At 39.5% G+C, this 21,104-nt stretch carries 17 protein-coding genes; 9 read left to right on the plus strand and 8 right to left on the minus strand.

Translation table 11 applies throughout. The features are described from left to right. Window positions 1-17 precede the first annotated feature (17 nt). The 6 genes from N473_RS19095 to N473_RS19120 all read left to right on the plus strand — a co-directional run bounded on the left by N473_RS19095 (window position 18) and on the right by N473_RS19120 (window position 5,745). Window positions 18-683 (plus strand): response regulator transcription factor, encoded by a 666-nt coding sequence (locus N473_RS19095; RefSeq protein WP_063369293.1) that lies wholly within the window; start codon window positions 18-20, stop codon window positions 681-683. Beyond that, entirely contained in the window at window positions 680-2,071 is a 1,392-nt protein-coding gene (locus tag N473_RS19100) for a sensor histidine kinase (RefSeq protein ID WP_063369294.1), read from the plus strand. The genes N473_RS19095 and N473_RS19100 overlap by 4 nt, the downstream gene beginning before the upstream one ends. Window positions 2,072-2,090: 19 nt before the next feature. Further along, window positions 2,091-2,546, plus strand: a complete 456-nt coding sequence (locus tag N473_RS19105; RefSeq protein WP_063369295.1) for a GNAT family N-acetyltransferase — start codon at window positions 2,091-2,093, stop codon at window positions 2,544-2,546. A 155-nt stretch (window positions 2,547-2,701) separates the two neighbouring features. Continuing rightward, the gene (locus N473_RS19110) at window positions 2,702-3,838 is read left to right on the plus strand and encodes a glycosyltransferase family 4 protein (RefSeq protein WP_081221282.1); all 1,137 of its coding nucleotides are present in this window, start codon (window positions 2,702-2,704) and stop codon (window positions 3,836-3,838) included. 116 nt (window positions 3,839-3,954) lie between these two features. Beyond that, window positions 3,955-4,626: a hypothetical protein gene (locus N473_RS19115; protein WP_155735665.1), complete on the plus strand. Its 672-nt coding sequence runs from the start codon at window positions 3,955-3,957 to the stop codon at window positions 4,624-4,626. A gap of 126 nt (window positions 4,627-4,752) precedes the next feature. Next, on the plus strand, window positions 4,753-5,745 hold the full coding sequence (locus tag N473_RS19120) for a substrate-binding domain-containing protein (RefSeq protein ID WP_063369298.1): 993 nt from the start codon (window positions 4,753-4,755) through the stop codon (window positions 5,743-5,745). 21 nt (window positions 5,746-5,766) lie between these two features. On the opposite strand, the gene N473_RS19125 is transcribed toward N473_RS19120, so the two are convergent. The 7 genes from N473_RS19125 to N473_RS19155 all read right to left on the minus strand — a co-directional run bounded on the left by N473_RS19125 (window position 5,767) and on the right by N473_RS19155 (window position 13,445). Beyond that, complete coding sequence (locus N473_RS19125; protein ID WP_063369299.1) at window positions 5,767-6,636, minus strand: 2-phospho-L-lactate transferase CofD family protein; 870 nt, start codon at window positions 6,634-6,636, stop codon at window positions 5,767-5,769. A 199-nt stretch (window positions 6,637-6,835) separates the two neighbouring features. Next, window positions 6,836-8,158 (minus strand): Na+/H+ antiporter family protein, encoded by a 1,323-nt coding sequence (locus N473_RS19130; protein WP_063369300.1) that lies wholly within the window; start codon window positions 8,156-8,158, stop codon window positions 6,836-6,838. 1 nt (window position 8,159) lies between these two features. After that, the gene (locus N473_RS19135) at window positions 8,160-10,112 is read right to left on the minus strand and encodes a transglutaminase TgpA family protein (protein WP_081221283.1); all 1,953 of its coding nucleotides are present in this window, start codon (window positions 10,110-10,112) and stop codon (window positions 8,160-8,162) included. Next, a complete protein-coding gene (locus N473_RS19140; protein ID WP_063369301.1) occupies window positions 10,102-11,052 on the minus strand; it encodes a DUF58 domain-containing protein in 951 nt (316 codons plus the stop codon). The genes N473_RS19135 and N473_RS19140 overlap by 11 nt, the downstream gene beginning before the upstream one ends. Next, window positions 11,052-11,963 (minus strand): AAA family ATPase, encoded by a 912-nt coding sequence (locus N473_RS19145; protein ID WP_063369302.1) that lies wholly within the window; start codon window positions 11,961-11,963, stop codon window positions 11,052-11,054. Before N473_RS19145 ends, N473_RS19140 begins: the two co-directional genes overlap by 1 nt. Beyond that, window positions 11,960-12,343 carry a response regulator gene (locus tag N473_RS19150; RefSeq protein ID WP_039610442.1) on the minus strand — a complete coding sequence of 128 codons (384 nt, stop codon included), beginning with the start codon at window positions 12,341-12,343 and terminating at the stop codon, window positions 11,960-11,962. Before N473_RS19150 ends, N473_RS19145 begins: the two co-directional genes overlap by 4 nt. A gap of 220 nt (window positions 12,344-12,563) precedes the next feature. Beyond that, window positions 12,564-13,445: a hypothetical protein gene (locus tag N473_RS19155; RefSeq protein WP_155735666.1), complete on the minus strand. Its 882-nt coding sequence runs from the start codon at window positions 13,443-13,445 to the stop codon at window positions 12,564-12,566. Window positions 13,446-13,872: 427 nt separating this feature from the next. Here N473_RS19155 and N473_RS19160 point away from each other — a divergent pair, with 427 nt between their 5' ends. The 3 genes from N473_RS19160 to N473_RS19170 all read left to right on the plus strand — a co-directional run bounded on the left by N473_RS19160 (window position 13,873) and on the right by N473_RS19170 (window position 18,073). Then, window positions 13,873-15,678: an RICIN domain-containing protein gene (locus N473_RS19160; protein WP_063369304.1), complete on the plus strand. Its 1,806-nt coding sequence runs from the start codon at window positions 13,873-13,875 to the stop codon at window positions 15,676-15,678. Between the two features lie 776 nt (window positions 15,679-16,454). Then, window positions 16,455-16,601, plus strand: a complete 147-nt coding sequence (locus N473_RS26345) for a hypothetical protein (RefSeq protein WP_155735667.1) — start codon at window positions 16,455-16,457, stop codon at window positions 16,599-16,601. Between the two features lie 1,019 nt (window positions 16,602-17,620). Next, window positions 17,621-18,073: a hypothetical protein gene (locus N473_RS19170; RefSeq protein WP_063369306.1), complete on the plus strand. Its 453-nt coding sequence runs from the start codon at window positions 17,621-17,623 to the stop codon at window positions 18,071-18,073. Between the two features lie 489 nt (window positions 18,074-18,562). Here N473_RS19170 and N473_RS19175 read toward each other — a convergent pair whose 3' ends face one another. Beyond that, window positions 18,563-20,641, minus strand: coding sequence for a carbohydrate binding domain-containing protein (locus tag N473_RS19175; RefSeq protein WP_063369307.1), 2,079 nt, complete (start codon window positions 20,639-20,641; stop codon window positions 18,563-18,565). Window positions 20,642-21,104 lie beyond the last annotated feature (463 nt).

Here is a 21,104-nt window from a genome sequence, read left to right on the forward strand (position 1 = left end):
AAGGAAAATTTGAATCCATGCGCATTTTAATCACAGAAGATAATCAACAACTTGCAGAGTTTATTCAACAAGCCATTTTGCAAGACGGCCACGCAGCAGATATCGCCAACTGTGCATCTGAAATGAACCATCTTATATCTCACTGGCAATACGATGCCATGGTTCTCGATCTTGGGTTACCAGACACTGATGGCATCGATGTTATTGGGCAGCTAAGAGGTGCTGATAATCCAATCCCCATTTTAATTTTAACTGCTCGTGGCGGAGTAGAAGATCGAATAAAGGGACTCGACTTAGGTGCCGACGATTATCTCAATAAACCCTTCGCTATTGACGAGTTAAAAGCGCGTTTACGCGCAATTTTAAGACGCCCTGTTGAATATGCAGGTAACGTGTTAACGCGGGGGAATGTCTCTTTAGATAGCAAATCTCGACGCGTTATGGTCAATGATCAGAATATCAGTATGGGTAAAACTGAAGTTGCTATTTTAGAGTACATGATAAGGCATGCAAGTTTAACGGTAGGCAAAGAGGCTATTTATGACGCAATATACGCGCTGGGCTTTGAAGTCACAGATAATGCAATCCAAGTGGCAATGCATCGAATTAGAAAAAAACTGGAACAAGCTGGTGCAAGCGCAGACATCAAAACCATCCGAGGTATAGGATACATCTTGTCATGAAACAGTCAGGCATAACGAACAAGGATTCATTGGCACGTAAATTATTCATCCTATTTAGTGTGATGGGAGGGGCTGTATTTGCATTGATTGGTGGTATTCTATTTTTGTTTTCAATCAATTTCGCCAACATCGCAGTCGAAAAAAGCATGCATGGCATGGCTGAAGACATACCAGAAAGCCTTCACTTCGACGAGCAAGGCACGCTCATATACTCATCTACCAACATGGCAAAAAAATGGGGGTACGATGCCTTATTTAATAATTTGGCGTTTAAGGTGATAGACCGAGCATCAAACAGTGTCATTCTCACTTCAAATAAACACTTGGAGACATCGGCGGCATTGTTAGCTCTACCGATTGATTTACCGGAGGGTTATTCCTTTTCAAACGGCATTGACCGATATCGCATTGCAGTAACATTAGACGATAGAGCACTCTATGTTGATTTAGCCAGAGACGATCTAATCGGAGAATTAGCAAATGAAGCGGTTCTTCCGATGTTAGGTCAAGTACTCACGCTCACAATGATTGCGGCATTTTTGATATTCATTTGTGTCGGATATGTCTCTATTAAAGCAGTTGTAAAACCAGTAAATAAAGTCGCTGAACAGCTAGATGGCATAGAGCCTTCTCAACTGGATAGACGCTTAGACAAAAAAGGCGTACCAAGCGAAATGCTGCCTCTGGTTAATGCGTTAAATGACACCATGGAGCGAGTTGAAAAGGGCTTCAAGGAACAAAAACGATTCGTAGCCAATGCTGCCCATGAACTAAAAACACCGCTTGCTGTATTGCGTACTCGGCTTGAGTTAGCAAATGTCCCTGAAAAAGTTGGTTGTGAGTTAATGGGCGATATTGCCTATATGACTCGAGTCGTAGAGCAACTTTTGGACTTATCGCGCGCGCAAAACCAAAATAGTTACCTGCACAAACCAGTGAATATATCTGATGTAGCCAAAGATGTTTGTATGTTGCTGGGCCCACTCACGGTGACACATAACAAAGAACTCGCCCTTGAAGAAATAGATAAAGATGCAACTGTTATTGGCGACCAAGCTGCGCTCATTATTATGCTGAAAAACCTCTTAGAAAATGCACTAAAACATGCAGAGGAAGGCGCGAATATCATTGTTGAAGTCGCTAACGACCGCATATCAGTGAAGGATTCAGGCCCCGGTATCAAAGAAGAAGATAGAGTGAAACTGTTTGAGCGTTTTTGGAGAAAAGAGCAATCGACACTAACCGGTAGCGGATTAGGTTTGGCCATTGTGCACGAAGTCACTCTTGCCCATAATGCCAAAATAGACGTGGAATGCAACAACGAGCTGGGCGGTGCTACCTTTCATGTATATTTTTATGATAGGGTGGAAAACGTATCTCTTTCGTAGCAATTCAAGGAGTTGAGCTATGCAATATAGAACGATAGAACGTGCAGACCTTGTTCAGGTTTCTAACATTGTGTCTGAAGTCTCAAACATAGATATTTTGCCGCATTTTTGTAAGCAAGGAAAAAGTGAGTTTATAACTCGTGTCATTCCCGACCTAGAAGCGACAATGAATTCAGCCCTATTTGATACCATTGTCGCCACTGAGAATGATCACATAGTTGGTTTTGCAGCAATTCGAGAAAAAAACTACATAACGCATGTCTTTGTCTCAAAAAATGCGCAAGGTAAAGGTGTCGGGAAGGCGTTAGTTAGCAAGTTACTGGGCTTCGCTAATGGCAAGCAAGTCACTTTAAGAGCGTCAGTGAACGCACGCAGTTTTTACGAAGCACTCGGGTTTTGTGCAACGGAGCCTGAAGGGAGATTTAACGGAATACGCTTCGTTCCTATGTCGATAGCAGTCAATAAAATTGGTTAAATTCATACATTTAAGCTGCCAAGCATTTTTAATTTGCAATGCAATTTGCACTTTTTCATTACCTTGATAAACATTTCCCATTTTAAAACAAATACTTAAAGCTGGCCTATTTCTTGTAACTTCATGTCTATTAATCACATTGAGTAGGCTAGTCTATGAAGCACATTGGAATATATACAACATCGAGGAACCTTGACGACGTCACTATGATGCTCAGTGAAGCAAATGCGCTGGCTGAGATTGGACATAAAGTCACGATTATTACCAAAGTAAAGTATAAAAACATTCGCAACTTACATAAATCGGTCTCTATTTTTTATTTGAGTGCACCAAATATCATTGAGGCAAGCGGCCTGGGCTCGACAATTGGCTTTCTTCGCTACTGTTACGCTATTTGGAAACAGTTCAAGGGCCTAAATTTCTTCGACTTAATTGGTAAAGGCACAAAGCTTTCAAAAGCACTCAAACATAAAGAAATCGACCATCTGCACTGTAGCTTTAATCAAAGCGACTATTACATCAGCTTGGTCAGTACAAAATGTAACAACATATCGCTGTCCTCTTTTTGGGATGTCACGGGCCAAAGCAAATTAGTTAAGAAACAATTTAGGCTCTTCGAGCAATGTGATTTACCTCTCATGGAACTTGAGTGCCAAAGGCTGCCAGAGTATGTACAGCCTTTGGTATTAAACAGAGGGTTAGACATATCTAAATACAAACCCTATGAAAGAAATAAACCAAGCCTGAGACTGATATTTATAGGTAATATCGTCAAAGAGTCTGGACTCACAACGATTTTGAACGCACTTGCTAATTTACCTGCGCGCGTTGATGTTAACCTCGACATTGTAGGTGATGGACCTGTAAAAAAAGCACTGGTGAACGAGTTAATTAGAAAACGGCTTAATCGTAGAGTGCACTTTTTAGGTGCAAAACCTAGATCTTGGATATTAAAAAAGTTACCTCAATACAGTGCCATAGTTGCTCCTTACTGTTCCGATGCTAGCCTTGCACAAGTCAACAATATTACATATGTGAAAGAAGCAATGGCTTGTGGGGTGCCTGTATTAACGTCAAACATCGCGGCCTGTAAAGAAATAACAAGCTCGAATACAGGTATGAAGTGCCCGCCTAATAGCATCGATGCGATGTGTAATATGTTGACTGCATTTATGCAGTTGAGTTCGTATCATCAACATTTACTTGGTAAAAATGCGAGAAAATACGCAGAAGATAATTTTAATGTAAAGCATCAAGCAAGGGCGTTATCAAAATGGATACAAGCTTTATAGATTTTTGTAAAGCACTACGCGACAAATAATCGTTTTGTTCTATACCTAATAATAGAGGTGACTCTTTTAAAAGGCACCTTGTATTTAATGACACAAACATAACAGGGAGTAGCGTGGTGTCTGACTCGATATATAGGGCATTACAAGGCTTAAGCCGACGAGAAACTATTTTATGTAAACAAGGCAGCAGATTGCCTAAGCACCTTGAGTTTAAGCTATACGCTTTTTATCTATCACTCATTTTGTTCGCCATCATTATCGCCTTTATTTGGCAATTGACGCGATTAGAGACTTTTAAAATTACTTCCTTAATACTGTTGTTATCTGGCTATTTTGGGATTATTGCGCATCCTGCACTGTTGTTCATTGTCAGAAGCAAGGAAATTAGCAAGCACTTCAAGAACCCATTTAACATCATTTACGCAAACGCCCAAGAGACCGAAGGCATAGACAAAAGATACATCAATTACCTTGCAACAAAACGCCCAGAACAACTTGAACTGGTATTACTCGAAGTCAAAGCTCAAAAGCATATATTCGAACAAAAAACAGCATTGTTGGTTGGGTCAATAGAACGGATCGGCTTTGCTCCCGGCATACTTGCTTTGCTTATTTCACTTGATAAGCTCAGTGAAATTGAGCTCGACTGGGTATTGTCCATCGCATATATCATCCCGATTATTTATTTTTTTGGCGCATTCAGTCGGCTCCTTGCCTCTAAAGTAGCTCGTCATATCACCATACTAGAGCTAGCACTGAGTAATCAAAAAGCAAAAGTGGGATCATAAATCTTAATTAAAGAGTACGTAAGTACATTCAAGTTGCATGATCTAATTCATTGCTATCACATAAAAACACGTTACACTCTAAACGTTAAGGTGACATATCATAAATTAGTCAAGGACTTAGAATTAGTGACTGATGTGAAGCGTATTACATACTACTTAGCTGTTGGACTAGCTTTATTAAGTCCATGTGCACTTGCACAATTTACTTTTGCCTTAATTGGCAAAACACAAAACGACAGCTTTTATCAGCAAGCGTTTACTGGCTGTAAAGCGTTCGCTCGCAAACAAAATGACCTAAAATGTGTCTATGACGGGGCAGATGACTACCAAGATGTTCGGACACAAGTACTCATTGTGAAAGAGTACATAGATAAAGGCATAGATGGGCTGTTAATATCGACGACTGACTCAAACCACCTTGTCGCTGGAGCATTGAGGTATGCTCAAAAGAAAGGGATCCCTGTCGTCACGTTTGACTCTGACTTGCTTGTGCAACAACGTGAATTTCGTATGGCCTATGTGGGCACCAACAACTTCGATTTCGGGGTAGCACTTGGTGAGGCTGCAAAAAAGTACAAAAGCAAAAACCCTCAACCCATCTGTATTCAATCAGGTCACTACACAACACCTAATTTGAATAAAAGAATCGAAGGGGTACGGTTTGCTTTATCTGGAAGTAGCACTAAGAAACTAGATGGGCAATCAGGGTGGATAGAATACGAACGCTGCCCTCTCTATACTTTGGGTAAACGTGACGAAGCACTAAACCAATTGATGACCATTATAAATTACGAAAACCCACCAATTTTTATTGCTGTGGCGGGTTTTGCTCAATTCAGTGAAGATTACATATCGTCGCTAAACAAATACAAGAACGACATCACGGCACAAAAAATGACTATCATCTCCGCTGACACAGAAAACATTCAACTTAAAGCGCTAGGGCTCGGATTATCCACCATTAACATCGGTCAAAAACCTTATCAAATGGGGATGAAAAGTGCTGAGCTTCTATATCATTATGTTAAAACAGGAAAAAAGCCTAATAAAGATTCATACTACCTAGATTTTCATTACTGTGAACAAAAAAATGCAATGTCTTGTACAAATAACCACTGAAGCACAAGACTACTCTACTCACTAATATCTGGCAGGTGCAATGTTTAATTGCGCATTAATCATTGCTTCGACAGACATAGCACTAGGTACATCAAAAAGTGCACTCATCATACCTAGCGTTTTATTATGCACGACATCTTCAGGGCGCACTGACATACTTTCTTGATAGTGATACTTTACAATGTCAGTAAATTGATTCGAAATCGTCACATCAAAAAACTGATAGCCAATTTGGCATTTCATCCAATGCAAATATTCTGCTGATGTACAGCTGTTCACAAGCTTACTTGTGGAGTTAGGCATATCAATAAATAGTCGACTGGCGGACGTTTCTAAAAGTGCTCTTCTTATGTCTTTAATTAATAACAATGGCATTAAATCGGTAATTGGATTGCAAGGTCCAAAAATGATTAGATCAGCATCTTCTATCACAGACACTGCATCCAAGGACGTGTTTACATCTTTCGAAAGAAAAACTTCTTTTGGTAACGCCGTTAAATTATTAATGTTCTTTGAGCCTACAACGGTCTCTCCTCCATAAGTAATGGCGATAAGGTCAGTTGCAAAGTCTGACATAGGTAATACGTTGTTAGCTGTATTGAGAGATTGATTAAATACGGTCATCGCCTCGGTTGGCGTGTGGCAAAGCAAAGCCAACAGCTCTAAATTTGCAATATGGCTTGTTTGCTCCTGCGCTTTAGATGAGTTCAACGCAAGACTCATACTCTGCAAAATTTCGAGCTGAGAATAGGAAAGCAGGGCACATTTATTATCAATATCGAAACTAGGCTCTGCGGTCGCACATATTGCACTTAATCTTTGGCATAGGGGTTTGAGCGACTTCATTAAATCAAGCATTTCTTGTCCAGCCCCAATGAACACTACATTCATATTTTCGTCCTCACATTTGTTGTTGTCAAAACGATTGCAGTTAACAGGCCAACATTTAAGCTTTTGATTTTATTGCTTTAAGAATTGATGGATGGTTTGATATTTTCATTTTGAAACGCACATTGAAAAACACTGATGTTTATGAAAATAAGCACAAGAGACTAAAATAAAAAGGGGCCCTAATGGCCCCATTCTAACTTTACAACACCATGGCTGCAATCCAGCCGAAGACAAGCAGCGGTATGTTAAAATGAATAAAGGTTGGGACAACAGAATCCCAAATATGGTCGTGCTGACCATCGGTATTTAATCCTGAAGTGGGTCCTAATGTTGAGTCTGACGCAGGGGAGCCTGCATCGCCCAATGCTCCCGCAGTGCCAACCAATGCTACGGTTGCCATTGCTGAGAAACCTACCTCTAAAGAGAGCGGTACAAATAATGTCGCGATGATTGGCACTGTCGAAAATGAACTGCCAATCCCCATAGTTATGAGTAACCCAACAAGCAAAATGACCGCTGCAGCGATAGGCTTACTATCCCCAATTAGATTTGCACAAGTTTGTACCAAAGAAGCGACATCACCGGTTTCTTTCATCACTGAAGCAAACCCTTGTGCAGAGATCATAATAAAGCCAATCATTGCCATCATCGCCACACCTTTGGTGAAGATATCTGAGTTTTGTTCCCATTTTATCAAACCGAACAAAGCAAACATCATCACACCGACAAGTCCACCTAAAATCATTGAACCACTGACATTCTGCGCCAGCAGTGAACATACAACAGCGATACCACCAGCAATCAATACTTTACGTTGATCTTCTACTACCAAATCGCTGCGCTCTGATGTCATTTCGCTTGATTGGTAGTCTCTTGGTTTTCGATAACTGAAAAACACGGCAATGAATAAGCCTATCAACATGCCTAATGCCGGTATTATCATTGCGTAAGGTACATCTGTATTTATGATCTCAAGACCGTTGTCAGTTAAGTTTTTATGCAAAATCGAATATAAATAAATCCCACCAAAGCCATAAGGCAAGACCATGTATGACGTGGCAAGACCAAATGTCAGAACACATGCAATGGCACGCCTGTCCATTTTTAGCTTATTAAAAATAACAATTAGAGGAGGGATCAAAATGGGTATGAATGCGATATGGACTGGCACGAGGTTTTGAGACGCAATTGCACAGCACATAATCACCAACAGAATAAGCATACTGAGGTATGAGGCAGAGTCTTTATTTTTACTGTTCACCAAGCTTAATAGCTTATTTGCCAGAATTAAGGTTAAGCCTGATTTAGATATTGCCACCGCAAAGGCACCGAGCATCGCATAGCTTAGCGCTATCTCAGCACCGCCAGACAAGCCATTATTAAAAGCATTGAGTGTGTTTTCAAGCCCTAAGCCAGCTGTTAAGCCTGCGACTAAGGCACTGATTGTCATCGCCACTATTACGTTAACTCGAAATAGTGAGAGGCCAAGCATTAAAATGACCCCAATAAGTACTGCATTCATATTATTTTATTTTTGCCTTTTTTATTATTTGTTTATTGAGTTGAGACAACCTTCGATACTGATGAGAAGAAAGTGGCTGTGCGTTGTATCGTGCACTTTCGAACAATCCATAAAATTCAGTGAGCTCATCAGCCGCACTAGGCCATTGTACCTTTAGACGCTCAAATATCTGCTTTGGCGTTAATTTATCAGATTTTTCGTCACTCAACATCATTAAGTGATTATAAATTCTGACTTCTTTTGGCTCTCGAAATTTTGACCTCATATTGAGGTATATAAACCAGAGCCCAAATACGATGATCAACAACACAACAACACTGAGAGCGGGTAACAGCTTATTTTTTTGACCAAAAAGCATTTCCAGTAACGAAGACTGCTTTTTATCATCAAAATTCAGCACCCAGCGAGTCCACTGAAAATCTATTTGTTCTAACTTCAGACGCAACCAATTTATAGCAGCAATGTCAGAAAAGGCATGTAGGCTAAAACCTAGGTTGTCGTTAAACTCTTGCTCTAAATCGACCATATCGGATAAAGAGCCCAGTATTCTTTGTGGTGAAACCCAAGCCGTTGGATCAAGCCTTTGCCACCCTAATTGTGGCACGTAATACTCAACCCAAGCATGAGCATCATACTGATAAACCGCATAATAATTGCTCTCATCGTTAAACTCCCCCCCCAAGTAGCCAGAAACAAGACGTGTCGGGATCCCCACTGAGCGCATCAAAAAAGCGGCTGAAGAAGCATAATGGCCACAGAAACCTTCTTGGGTTTCAAACAAAAATTCATCAATGGCATGCTTTGAATTAATACTGGGAGGAGACAAACTATACTGAAAACTCTGCGCCAAAAAAAATGCTTTCATATTAATAATAAACGCTTCGGTCGAAGAGGCTGTTTGATTGAGCTGCTTCGCTAAAGCGATGGCTTTAGGATTTATATCGCTCGGTAGGCGTGTATTTAAGTTAAGCTCCCACTGAGATGCTCTCGCATCATCCAGTTTAATTGGCGAGACCTCGTACTGCATCGGCTTATTACTCAAATTCTTTTGATACAGTATGCCAAAGTAATTAACCTTAGTGCCATTGCTAGCCGGTAAACCTGCGCCAAGCGTATAAAGCCAACGCGTATTAGAGGGGTTAGATATAACAGAGTAAGTTGATGAGCCGACTGGTTCGTATGTTTTCACCAAAGGTCTAGCCTGCAAATTAGACATTCCCCACCTTTTTCCATCAAAACTGTCGTGAATAATTGCTCGCCAATAAAAAGGGGGTTGAAAACCACTTGATTCAGGAAGCAATGCTCTAAATGCCAGTTCAGAAGAACGAGATAAATCGGATATCTGAAACGGGTCTACATCTTCAGATAATCCTGTAGCCGCATTTTTAGCATTAGGTAACTGCCAAAAAGGGGGCAGTTTAGGCACAAGGACAACCATCAAAATGGCAAGAGGTAAACTAAATATAAACTTTCTAACCGAGTTATTTATCGACTGTTTGATTGGCATGTGGTGCGTCACGCTAAATAACTGAGACAAGTTAAGTAGCAAAAGTGCTGCGACAAATAAAAAGGACAAGATATTTTGTGAGAACAAATAAAAACAAGGGTAGGTAAAAAAGTTCAGTAGATAGACGCTTTGAGCCTGCTGTTTCGTTGCTACTTTGAGCATTTTTAGTGAGCAGGCCCCCAATAGCATAGCCACAAACATTTCTATGGTTTTTTGAAACCCAAGAGACAGAAACACCACTACGATGACCGTGATAGCCAGCAAATTAATGATGATGTTTGACGGCTTTTTTACAGCACCAGTGGATACACTCAGTTTAAAAATACAGATGAGTAAAATCGAGACACAAAATACATAGCCTAAACTTTGGAACAAAAGTAATGAAACGCCACAGTAAACAAATGACGTAATGAGCGTATTTTTCGCTATTAACTCACTAACATTCACTTAAACTCTCCAAACAAGCCAACACATGCTTTTCTCCATTACTGGCTTGAATGTGATACCCAGGTAATTGTAAAGCGAACTCATGTCCTAACCTATCAGCTTCGAGTACCTGATAACACAGTTTTGATAAACGGGTTTCTTTGCTGCCTTCCACTAAGCTGTAGTCTAACGTTAAGCTAATACCATGATTATCCCCTGTATAGTCTTTCACCAAAAGCTCATGGTTTTTCGCAAAGTGACGCCATGAAATCCGGTTTCTGTTCATGCCTTTTTGATATGGTTTTAGGCCGGAAAATTCATCCAAGCTATCTGATCTTTTCGCTAGTAACTCGGTATGATCACCCAAGTCCTGTGCTTCATGTAAATCTAGTGGGCATTTTTGTGGCGAAGGGTAAACGTAAAAGGTCTTATCACTCACTAAATAGCTCCAGACATTGACCAAGCCGAAAGGATAACAACTGTGGATTTTAAATTTCCCCCCTTTATACTTTCCTCTTTGTTGCAAGCTTAGGGCCGAAACCTGCCCTGAAGTTGGCTCAAATAGGTTACATTCTGTTAGTCCATCGCTGTCATATTGGGCACTGTTCACTGATAAAGAGATCACATTTTTTTTGGAAGAAACCCGAAATTTCGCTTCGTTATGATTACCACAAAAATTGCTCCGTATATCTAAAAGATCAAGTTTGACACCATGCAAATTAAAGTAACCATAAAATAGTGAGGATATTTGTAGCATTAACATCAAATATGACACACCAAGGATCAAATTATTCTGATAATTAATACCAATAATAAAGTTTAAAAGTGCAAAGACGAGAAAATACAAGCCTCGCAAAGAGGGCACCACGTAAATATTATTGTGCGCAAGTGTAATACTGTTTGCGCTATGCTTCTTAGTTATGACTTTTTCGACCCATTGCTTATAAAAAGGCAATGTCATTACACAGGCACCGATACTTGTTTGAAGATTGAATTTACGACATCAAACTGCTCACTACATGGGATATTTAGCCTATGTCCGGCGACACAGCCAAATATAGCCTGTACGTCATCCGGTAATGTGTAGTCTCTACCTGATATAAGCGCATAAGCCCGTGCAGATAGGCCAAGCGCGATACTCGCACGAGGTGATAGTGGGTCGCTAAATTCGCCAGAGTCTCGAGTATATCTCACCAAATCAAGAATATACTGAACAACTGGTTCTGAAAGCTTAACTTTCATCACTTCATCTTGAAGCGCAAAAAGTTGCTCGTCGGTCATATTACATTCGAGCTGTTGTGTCTCAAAGATCCGCTTATTACCTTGCAAGATCAGACTTTTCTCAACCTCCGAATCTGGGTAACCCAGGCTTATTCTCATGAAAAAGCGATCTAGTTGAGACTCTGGTAAAGGGTGCGTACCGGACTGATGCAATGGGTTTTGAGTCGCAATAACAAAAAAGGGTTGGGCAAGTCCATGCGTTTGTCCGTCTATCGTAACTTGGCCTTCTTCCATGGCCTCTAACAATGCACTTTGTGTTTTAGGACTGGCTCGGTTTATTTCATCTGCTAATAAAATCTGACTGAAAATGGGCCCAGGGTGAAAATCAAAAGTATGAGTTTGAGAGTTAAAGATACTCGAACCCGTTATGTCTGCTGGTAACAGGTCACTTGTAAATTGAACCCGTTGGTAGCTCAAGCCAAGTACATTTGCCAAACCATGGGATAGGGTGGTCTTGCCCATTCCTGGCAAATCTTCAATAAGCAAATGCCCTTTGCTCAACAAACAACATAAAGCTAACTTAAGTTGCTCATTTTTCCCCAAAATGAGTTGAGAGAGATCTTCAATTATCTTTGTTGTCAGTTGGCTCATGCAATCATTTCTAACCTTTTCATAACGGTATCAACTTTTTTAGCATTAAAGGGTTTTGCGATAAAACCTTTGGCTCCGAGCTCCCATGTGTTTTGCACATTCTCTAGGCTATTGTGGCCAGAACACATAATCACATGTGTGTTTGGAAATTGATCATTCACATATTCTAGAATTTGCGTACCGTCTGTATCGGGCAGTTCAATGTCCAAAAATAGCACGTTGGGCGCTTTAGATTCTAATAAAGGTTTAGCGGAGGTGAAGTCCTTTGATTCGTAGATTTCTTCGAATCCTAAGTTCTCTAAGATGTCTACCAAGTAACTGCGTACTTCTTCAACATCATCAATAATAAGTATAGGTTCTAGGGGTCTAACAAGTTCCATATTGTAATACTATTTGACTGCAATTGACTCAATACTAAGGCATGGCGACAACGAGCTCAATGGTTTATTTAAATCAAATGAGCGAAGAAGCTATGGTCTATTATTTATTCAACTTTGAATATAGTATACAAAACTGAGTACACAAAAAATAAGTAATGATTAGAAACAATACTGATGTGCTTGTAGACGCGCTACTCTTACCAAGAGCTAGTTTTAAAAATTAATCAGCTTGCAAGCTGCGTTTAAAATATTGCTCTATAAATGCTTTGAGCTCCTGATGCTCTTTTTTAGGTAAATAGTCAAAGTGTGCATTTAAAAACGGCGGCTTATCATACATGCTCAACATAATTTGATTAACTTTTGCAATAAACTGACGGCTTACTTCCGTGTTATTACACATAAAATGTCCCACTATGATCTTGGGTGATCCAGCAATGCGATATGAGCGCACCGGCAAATTAACATGATTGCTAAATCGATGAAATTCAGCAGGGTAATTGAGAAGAAAATCAACACGTTTTGAAATGAACATTCGGTATACCGTTTCATAATGATCAGCGCCGCCCCTGAATATTAAATTTTTTCGATCAATTTCATCCAACTGAGCATCTAGGAAGTCGCCATAAGAAAAGTTTTCAGCTATGACAATCGCAGTTTCATTGTATGATTTGAATAGCTCAACAAGTGAAGATATCTCATTTTGCGTGTTTAATACGGGTAGTGGGGCCTTTGATAGATCATGATGTGAATACAATTTATGCGCCCAATAAAAATTGACAGGTAAGCTAAACAGGTACTCACTTTTCCTTTGCTCATTTTTAATCATATTGATGTTACAGGCCGCAACATTAGACTGCTGCAAAGATTTAATCGCGCGCTTGCGGCTTGACTTAACATAGTGCACCGTCATGTCTTCAATCTTTGAGAGTACAATCAGGTTAGTTGCACCCGCGATGTTTTCAGGCTGCCTAGCTTTAGAGCTGAGTAGCTCAAAATCCAACTGATCATCAAGATATATATGCACACCATGCGCGTATACATTTAAACAAAAGGTACAAGCAGCCACCAATAACATGCAAGCTAACTTATCACTGCAACTCACTATTTATGCCTCAATCATTAAGCCACCTATAAATTGTAGCTGACAATCGGATTTCACCACACTCATTTGACCAATTGTTTACAAAGAGTGAATCAGCAAACCTTAATCTTGTAAGATTTACCATCATATAAAAGTCACACATATCAATGCTTAGCTTTAGCTGTTGTTAATAATGCCATAATAAAACGCTTTATTTAAACACTATAAAGCAGTTCTAAAACCACAATTCTGTGCTTGCAGGCTTGATTTTATGACTGGCGATCACTTCAACGCGCCAATGCAATAAAAAAGTCACATTATTTACATGTGTAATACAGTGTAATAGAACACCCCCACCCAATTGATGTAATTTACGAAACGAATTCAAGGCCATTTTGCATGTCTTTGAGCGTCGTGTAATTAAACAATAATAAATTTGGAGTAAATAATGGGTTCACGAAAAGGGATCGTAAATTCAGCAGTCGTTGCCTCTGTGGTGGCTGGCTCTATGGTGATGACTAACCAAGCAAATGCATTTGGTTGGGGAAGTATAGGTGACTTCTTTAAAGATCCAATCGGGACCGTTGGCGGTGCCGTTTCACAGGTGGCACAAGTAGTTAGACACGTTACAAGTCCGGTGACTACTATTGCAATTGACACACTGAGACATGGTGCAAATGTTGTGAACAGCGCAACTAACTTGGTTGGTGTTGATTCCTCTGCAATTACTGATAAAGCCATATCGCTTGCTCAGCAGCTGGCTACTTTGGACAACATTGGCACATTTGTAGCAGACCAACAACAAAAACTCGCCGCACTAGAACACTTTGCCACTGTTGCAGTCACCAATGCACACCACCTTGGTCAATTAGAAGCACTGGTTGATGGCGTTAATGAAAACAACGTTGAAGTCGCAAGAACCATTGTACACAGCCTAATCAAAGACATTGACTACAATACCTTAAAGCTGGTCGTTGATCAGGTAAAAACATACGATGGCGCACAATCTCTGATGTTTATGGTTAATAAAGGTAATCTAGGAGTAGGGGTTGCTGTTGACGTGAACGAGCTTGAACGCATCAAGTATGGCCATCATTCAAACCGCCATGAACCAATCATGAGCTTTTTTGTTCAGGCTGTGAACCCAGAGACGCCAAATAACCAATTAAAATTTTCTGTTGGCTACCACAAAAACCCGCCTTTACAGGTATCCGGAAACAGCGTAAGCCTATCAAGCACAGTTAAAAAGATGAAAGTCAGCCTTGCATTTGCTTCGTTGAATAGCAGTGACTTCCTTGCGCTGGTTGACGTGCAGGCTTTGCGAAATCAACATAAAATGACTGCGGTTGGCGTCAGTGCAAACCCAATTAGCTTGCAAGCTGGTAGCACATCGAGACAAGTAGTATTTAAAGAATGCCAAAACGGTAGATTACAAGCGAACGGCGTTGATTGTAATCAACAAGATTTGTCTATTAGTGCGCTTACAGGTGTCCATGCTTTGGACCAGCACACTGCATTAGGTGGTGTATCATTTACGTTTAAATCATTCGGTAAAGTGGATGGTATGTACTGTGTACAAACAGTGGAGCCTGCAGATCCACATACGTGGCACGACAACTACTTCTGTTCATCCCAAGACCTTGGTATGAAATGGTCCTATGCAGGCCCAATTGACGGCATGCGCTGTACACAAATCATCGAGTTAGCTGATCCGCATACATGGCAAGATAATTACCTTTGTTTACCTAATGACTCAGACTACTTATTCTCTTGGAGTAGTGCAGGTAAAGGTAATATGAAAAATGCAGTAAGATGGTTAGAAGCCGCAGATCCACACACTTGGAATGACAATTATCTAGGCATTGAAAAACATGTTGAGATGAAACTATTCGATAGGTGTTTAGATATTGCAGGGTATCACCCTAGCAATGGTCAAGACATCATGCTGCATGACTGTCACAATGGTGCGAACCAAAAATGGTTGTTCACCAATGATGGAAAAGTGAGAAGTAAAGTAGACTATAACAAGTGCTTAGATTACAGAAACTCAGCAACAAGCAACGGTGAAAAACTGATGATTTGGGACTGTAACACCAGCCCAACACAGCAATTTGAGTATATTAATGGTCAATTAAAAACAGTTCTGCAACCATCTCGCTGTGTAGATGCACCAACACCACACAATTTCACAAGAACACATTTGTGGGATTGCCCAGTGCTAACAAGGCACAACAACGTGGTTATTTCGAACTAATAAAGGACTACCTGCCGAGAAGTGATTCGCTTTTCGGCAGGGTTTAATTGAATAGTTTGAATTTCGTACTAATTACAATCAGTACCATTGAAGAAACCCGCCTTAATCCAAATACTTTCGACCTCTTCTAAATTGGGCAAACTCAAATTTGTCAAAAATAGTAAAAAACAATCAGCCGTATGAAAGAGGCTAAACGCAAAGCGTTTGCAAAAAAAATCCAAAAAGCTCCAAATCATATGGAAGTTTAAGAATGGGGCTTTTGGGGAAAACTAGTTGTAGAGGGTGGAAACAAACAAAGTAGTAATGGGGAACAACTGACGTCTAACACGTTAACTTTGTGTCACTTCACTACGATTTGAGACTTGCTTACATCCCAGTGTCAAATCAATGTTGAGACTCCCAGTGACTTTACGGTAAAGCTCGTTATAAATAATCAATTAAGAGTCTAGAAAAACAAAGTCTAAATAATAGGGAGCAACAAATGATTGAAGAGCTCAATACAACCTTCGAACATTTTGGCCTGAACGAAAAACCGACTTGGGTAATCGAAAAGCTGGGCACGCTATCGAAAGAGCTACTTCAAGGTCTAAAGTAATCATTTAGGGAACTTTTTTAAATCAAGTTATCTCTTAAATTGAAAGCATGGATTTTACTTAGTTTTAAATCATGCTTTAAACCGCCATACACATGCTGTTAATTACTCCTAATAATTTTACTTACCTAAGCATAATGCACGTGACAGAGTGGTTTCAATTTCACAAAAGGAGATTAAGAAAGTGAACAAAAATATAGCAGTTAAAGACCTAAAACGGGTTGTCGCTGGCATTAACAGCGGTGGGGATCGTGGTGGCCCTCCAGCTTCTTACATTCAAACGATTAAAGAAATACAGAAAGTTGCAGGTGAAAAAGGTGCTGAGATTTAGGTTGTCCACCGCTCTGTACTAAATAACACTATCTTTTATTAAAAAAGGAAAACAATATGATCGAATTAATCCCGACTACAGAATTAAAAAAAATAGCTGGCGGTGTGGCTGGTAATTGCCACCAAGGGGGTCCTCCTCATACCCGTAAGTAGATTGATTAGCCGCTATGTGCGGCTTTTTAACTTAAACTTTGAAAGCATATTAGGTACTAGTTACGATTAGACCAAACTAGATTGTGAACATTTAGACCTTGGCTGACATATTTTTCCATATTTACAATATGTTAGTTGAAGTTTTAAATATTTACAGATTAACCAATAACCTTTCGAGTTCACATCAACAGCGATTAGGTTCAGTTTTACAAAAGGACATTAATAAAATGAATAAAAATATAGCAGTTAAAGACCTAAAACGGGTTGTCGCTGGCATTAACAGCCGTGGGGATCGTGGTGGCACTCCAGCTTCATACTGTCTAATGGCTAAAGAATTACAGTAAGCTACAAGTTGAATTGGTAACAGAGGTATCGATAGTCTTCTGCGCTCAACTAAATAAAACCCAACTCTAATTAAAAAGGAAAGTCTTATGATCGAATTAATCCCTACAAAAGAATTAAAAAAAGTAATGGGTGGTGTGACTGGTGGTGGCGACCGAGGAGGACCCCCTCAATCAAACAAATTATGATATTAGCCGCTGCGCGGCTTTTTCAGGTATTGTAGATAGCTTTGTGTAACGACCACAGACCAAAGGTAATTTGACAGGAAAAACACTTTTTAAGGTTATGATTTTGAAAACGTGAAAATAGTCAACAAACCTGTAAAAATTAAAGGAACAATTCAACAGTAGGGCACTTGCACCAATCTTAATAAATTCAACCAACTAAAGCTCACACAAAAATGAATCAAAAAATATCAATAATTTTATCTGTCATTTTGCGCTTTGAGTTGCTAAACCTAACAATACAAAGAGCGATTTCAATCAGTTCAACTCTAACAACGTGTAAGCAGAGGGAGTAGATAAGATGGCACTTAAACCAACAACCACAGCACAAGATGCTTATGTTGAAATGTTTGAAAGACACCATAGCCAAGCACACAATGAGTTAATAGATAAACTCAACGAAGTGGCATTAAAACTTTATTCAATCTCAATGGATAAACATTATCTCAGAGATGCAATTCTGCTTGAAGTGTCAAAGGCACTGATGGAAACCAAAAAGTATTTTCGATCATTAGAGTCCAATACACCCCGAAACCATGAGACCGAAGGCAAGCTCGTCATGCTTTGGGGCTTAGCCGCAGCGCCACTGAGCATGTTAGACAAAGAGCTAGGTATATTGTGCGAGCTAGAAGACGAAAATTGGCTGCACCCAGATGGCTGGACTAATGAAGAAATCATCGAATTTGGTGAGAAGCTCGATTTAATATCACGGACATTTATGCGCTTGTCATTTCCAGTGTCAGTTTGGCATTAGAGAAAGTCATGCATAATTCCTTAAGTCGAGTATAAGCGCGTGAACTTAGCTCGCAAACTAGCTGCAAGATATATCAAATATGTATTATTTCTCAAAAACCCACTAAGTCCGATACTGGTAAGTATTGGACATTTTATTTGAGTTACAAATCACTTTTAAGCGTCAATAAAGTAGTGTCATCGCCTTGAGTCAATCCATTAAAACCCAATTTAACATAATATAAATTATAGGAGGTAGTTTGTTTTGTTTCATTCCTGTCGTGTAGGTTTTCACAATCTATCCCGTATTTTGTGACCCTGCAGCTACCTATACAAAACATAAATGGCCCCGCTGCTGTAAAGATGTTCAGCGCTAAACATAAATAATCAACTCTTCAGTTTGTAACTAGATTTTATTTTTTTATTCTCTGTATTTTACCGAACAGGCAAATACAGCATCTTTTTCAAAATTATGTGGCCAGCCCTTGCAGTGCTGGCCACAAAGAACAAGTTAATTAATGCGATATATCTCCAAATCATCAAAATGAATTTCACTGTCCACTTGCCAATTTGTTGAGTACAGGTAAATTTGTAACTGATGGCCTGCAGTTTCTGGCGCTGTAAATTCCATAGATAATGGCGACCAAGTTCTACTTGTGGTGATCTTTTGGGCGATGGATTTTTTACTCGTTGCATCGTAAATCATAATGCGGCCGTTTGCGTCTCCAGTTGATACACGTGCCATAGATTCCAATCTATACGTCGCCCCAGGCTCGTACTTAAAAATCTTCTGTGCAACTTGCCAACCATAAGTTGGCTTGTTTTTTACCGTTAATCCTTGTGCACCACTAAATGCACTGTTCGAGCTCAAAAACACAGTCTCAGGTGTTGATTGCCAGTGACGCCATTCTTCTGGTAACGCATTTGCAAACCCAACATCAAATGACTGATCATAAACCCTATACCCTTTAACAAGCTGTGCAATAGCGCCCATGTAATAACGTTGATTGACACCTTGAATTGCATCAAACACAGAGGTTAATTTGACTTCCGAGTCATGATAAATACTTGGCTTAAATTCAGCTAGTTGCATCCACCATCTTAAAGACGTTAGCGATTCGGAGTCATAGCATTTGTTCACATGCCTACTAAAGTTTGCACAATGTGAAATCATAAAGTCAGCCGTATTCGCAAAATAGTTCATTTCCTCTTTGCTGAACCCAACCCCTGCATGATAACTACTTACAGCCGCTGCAATATCTAGGTTTCCGTGACTGGTATCCTCTGTTCCAGTCCAATTAAAACCATCACTTGTTGTGTCTTTGTCAGTCAGTAGGCTCCAATAATTCCATTCGTATTTATTCAATGGCAAGCCCGAATCAGCCTGATATTGACCAAGCGTTAGACTACTTTTAAAAGCATCAATCAACTGTTTAGCCATAAATTGGTGATTAGGATCACTGCCTTCAACCTGAGCAAGTTCAGCATAGGTGCGCTGCAATGCAAGATACTGATTATGAGGTAAGGATTGGCCAGGTTTTCGGCTAGATGAATCATTGGCAAATAAATAAACTAAATTGCCATTTAACGTATTATGTAGGTCTTTTTCCCACTTGGGGAATGTATGATTTATCAAAAAATCATAGTAGCCATCGGCCAAAGAGTTGAAACGCGCATCAAGCCGCCCTGTCCTTGCCAATTTAATAAACTTGGCTATCGGTGCTGTTATCATGCCATCGTGGACGAGGTATTCACGCCAAGATCTCACTCGAATATTATCGAAGTGGACTGTACAGTTCTTTCTATAATCTGTTGCGTATAACCTGATATGTACATTATTAGAGGGATCGGAAGGCGCAATAAATTCCGCGACATGGCTAGTGTAGCTGTGCGATTCAACGTATGTGTTTAAAAGCAACTTTCTTTCAGTAAAATCATAAACCTGTAAAAGGCCTTTAACACCACTATCGCAATTCTCAATTTTTGCATGAAAATTAATTTGGTACTTACCATTAGGATCAAAATGCTCGTTAGCTTTATGAGGATTTCTTAATGGGGTTTGCAACACATGCCAACGATTAGTGTCGGGTGCGGTTTTAATAGTAAATCCAGCACGGCTTTTCCCGTCATCGACTTTATCTGCAGTATTTCTATAGGCTGTTTCTGCTGTCGACTGCCAGCGATACCAGTTTGCAGGTAATGAACTGTCTTGCGAGTCAGCTTCTTCCGCACCAAAATTATCAATTGCGTCAATAGAATAAACCCACTCCCCCCAGCCTTTATAGCCATCTACACCCATTCCGGTATCATCTCTGGCAAGCGCAAGCGCTTTATCGACACGTGAAATGAATGTATCAAGATAGTTTTGATTGTTTGTGCCTAGATACATTTCTATTAAAGCATCTAAATAGTAGGCTTCTGCCCAAGCTAAATTGCTAGAACGGCTAAAGCTATTTGGATACTGTGCCTGATATTGCTGACTCAATAAATCAAACTTACCAACCCACTCTGCTTGAGTATGTTCTGCATATGCTTTATTTACTGAAAATAAACACAAAGGCAGTGAAATAATTTTAATTATATTTTTCATAAACTTTCCTTATTTTAGTACTATATTAGATACTACACCACCTAGAAAGACGAAAAAACAACCGATTAATACATTACTATTTAAAACCATTGATTAAAACTTACTCCAACAATATAAATTAAGAATACATACAGATATAAATTAAAAAAAATCACGTCAAAGCTTTATAAATATAATTTTAAAAAAACCACCATAAAAAATTAAAAATTTTTCTATAATGGGTAAATTTTAAAGGTAAACCTCTCAACTTAAAAAGCAAGCTTGTACCTTTAATATATAAATATTAGTAACAAATTAGACCAAACACCTTCATTTTATACTAAGATTTAAACCCTATTCAGTGTAAAAACCCGCAAAAAAGTAAATATAATGTAACAGTTATTGAGTGTTTTTTTACCCACTGTACTGCTATGACTTATGATTTTTTTTGACCTATTCATTCAGACAATCAAAAGGAGTAAGT

The organism is Pseudoalteromonas luteoviolacea CPMOR-1 (assembly GCF_001625685.1).
Taxonomy (GTDB): Bacteria; Pseudomonadota; Gammaproteobacteria; order Enterobacterales; family Alteromonadaceae; genus Pseudoalteromonas; species Pseudoalteromonas luteoviolacea_K.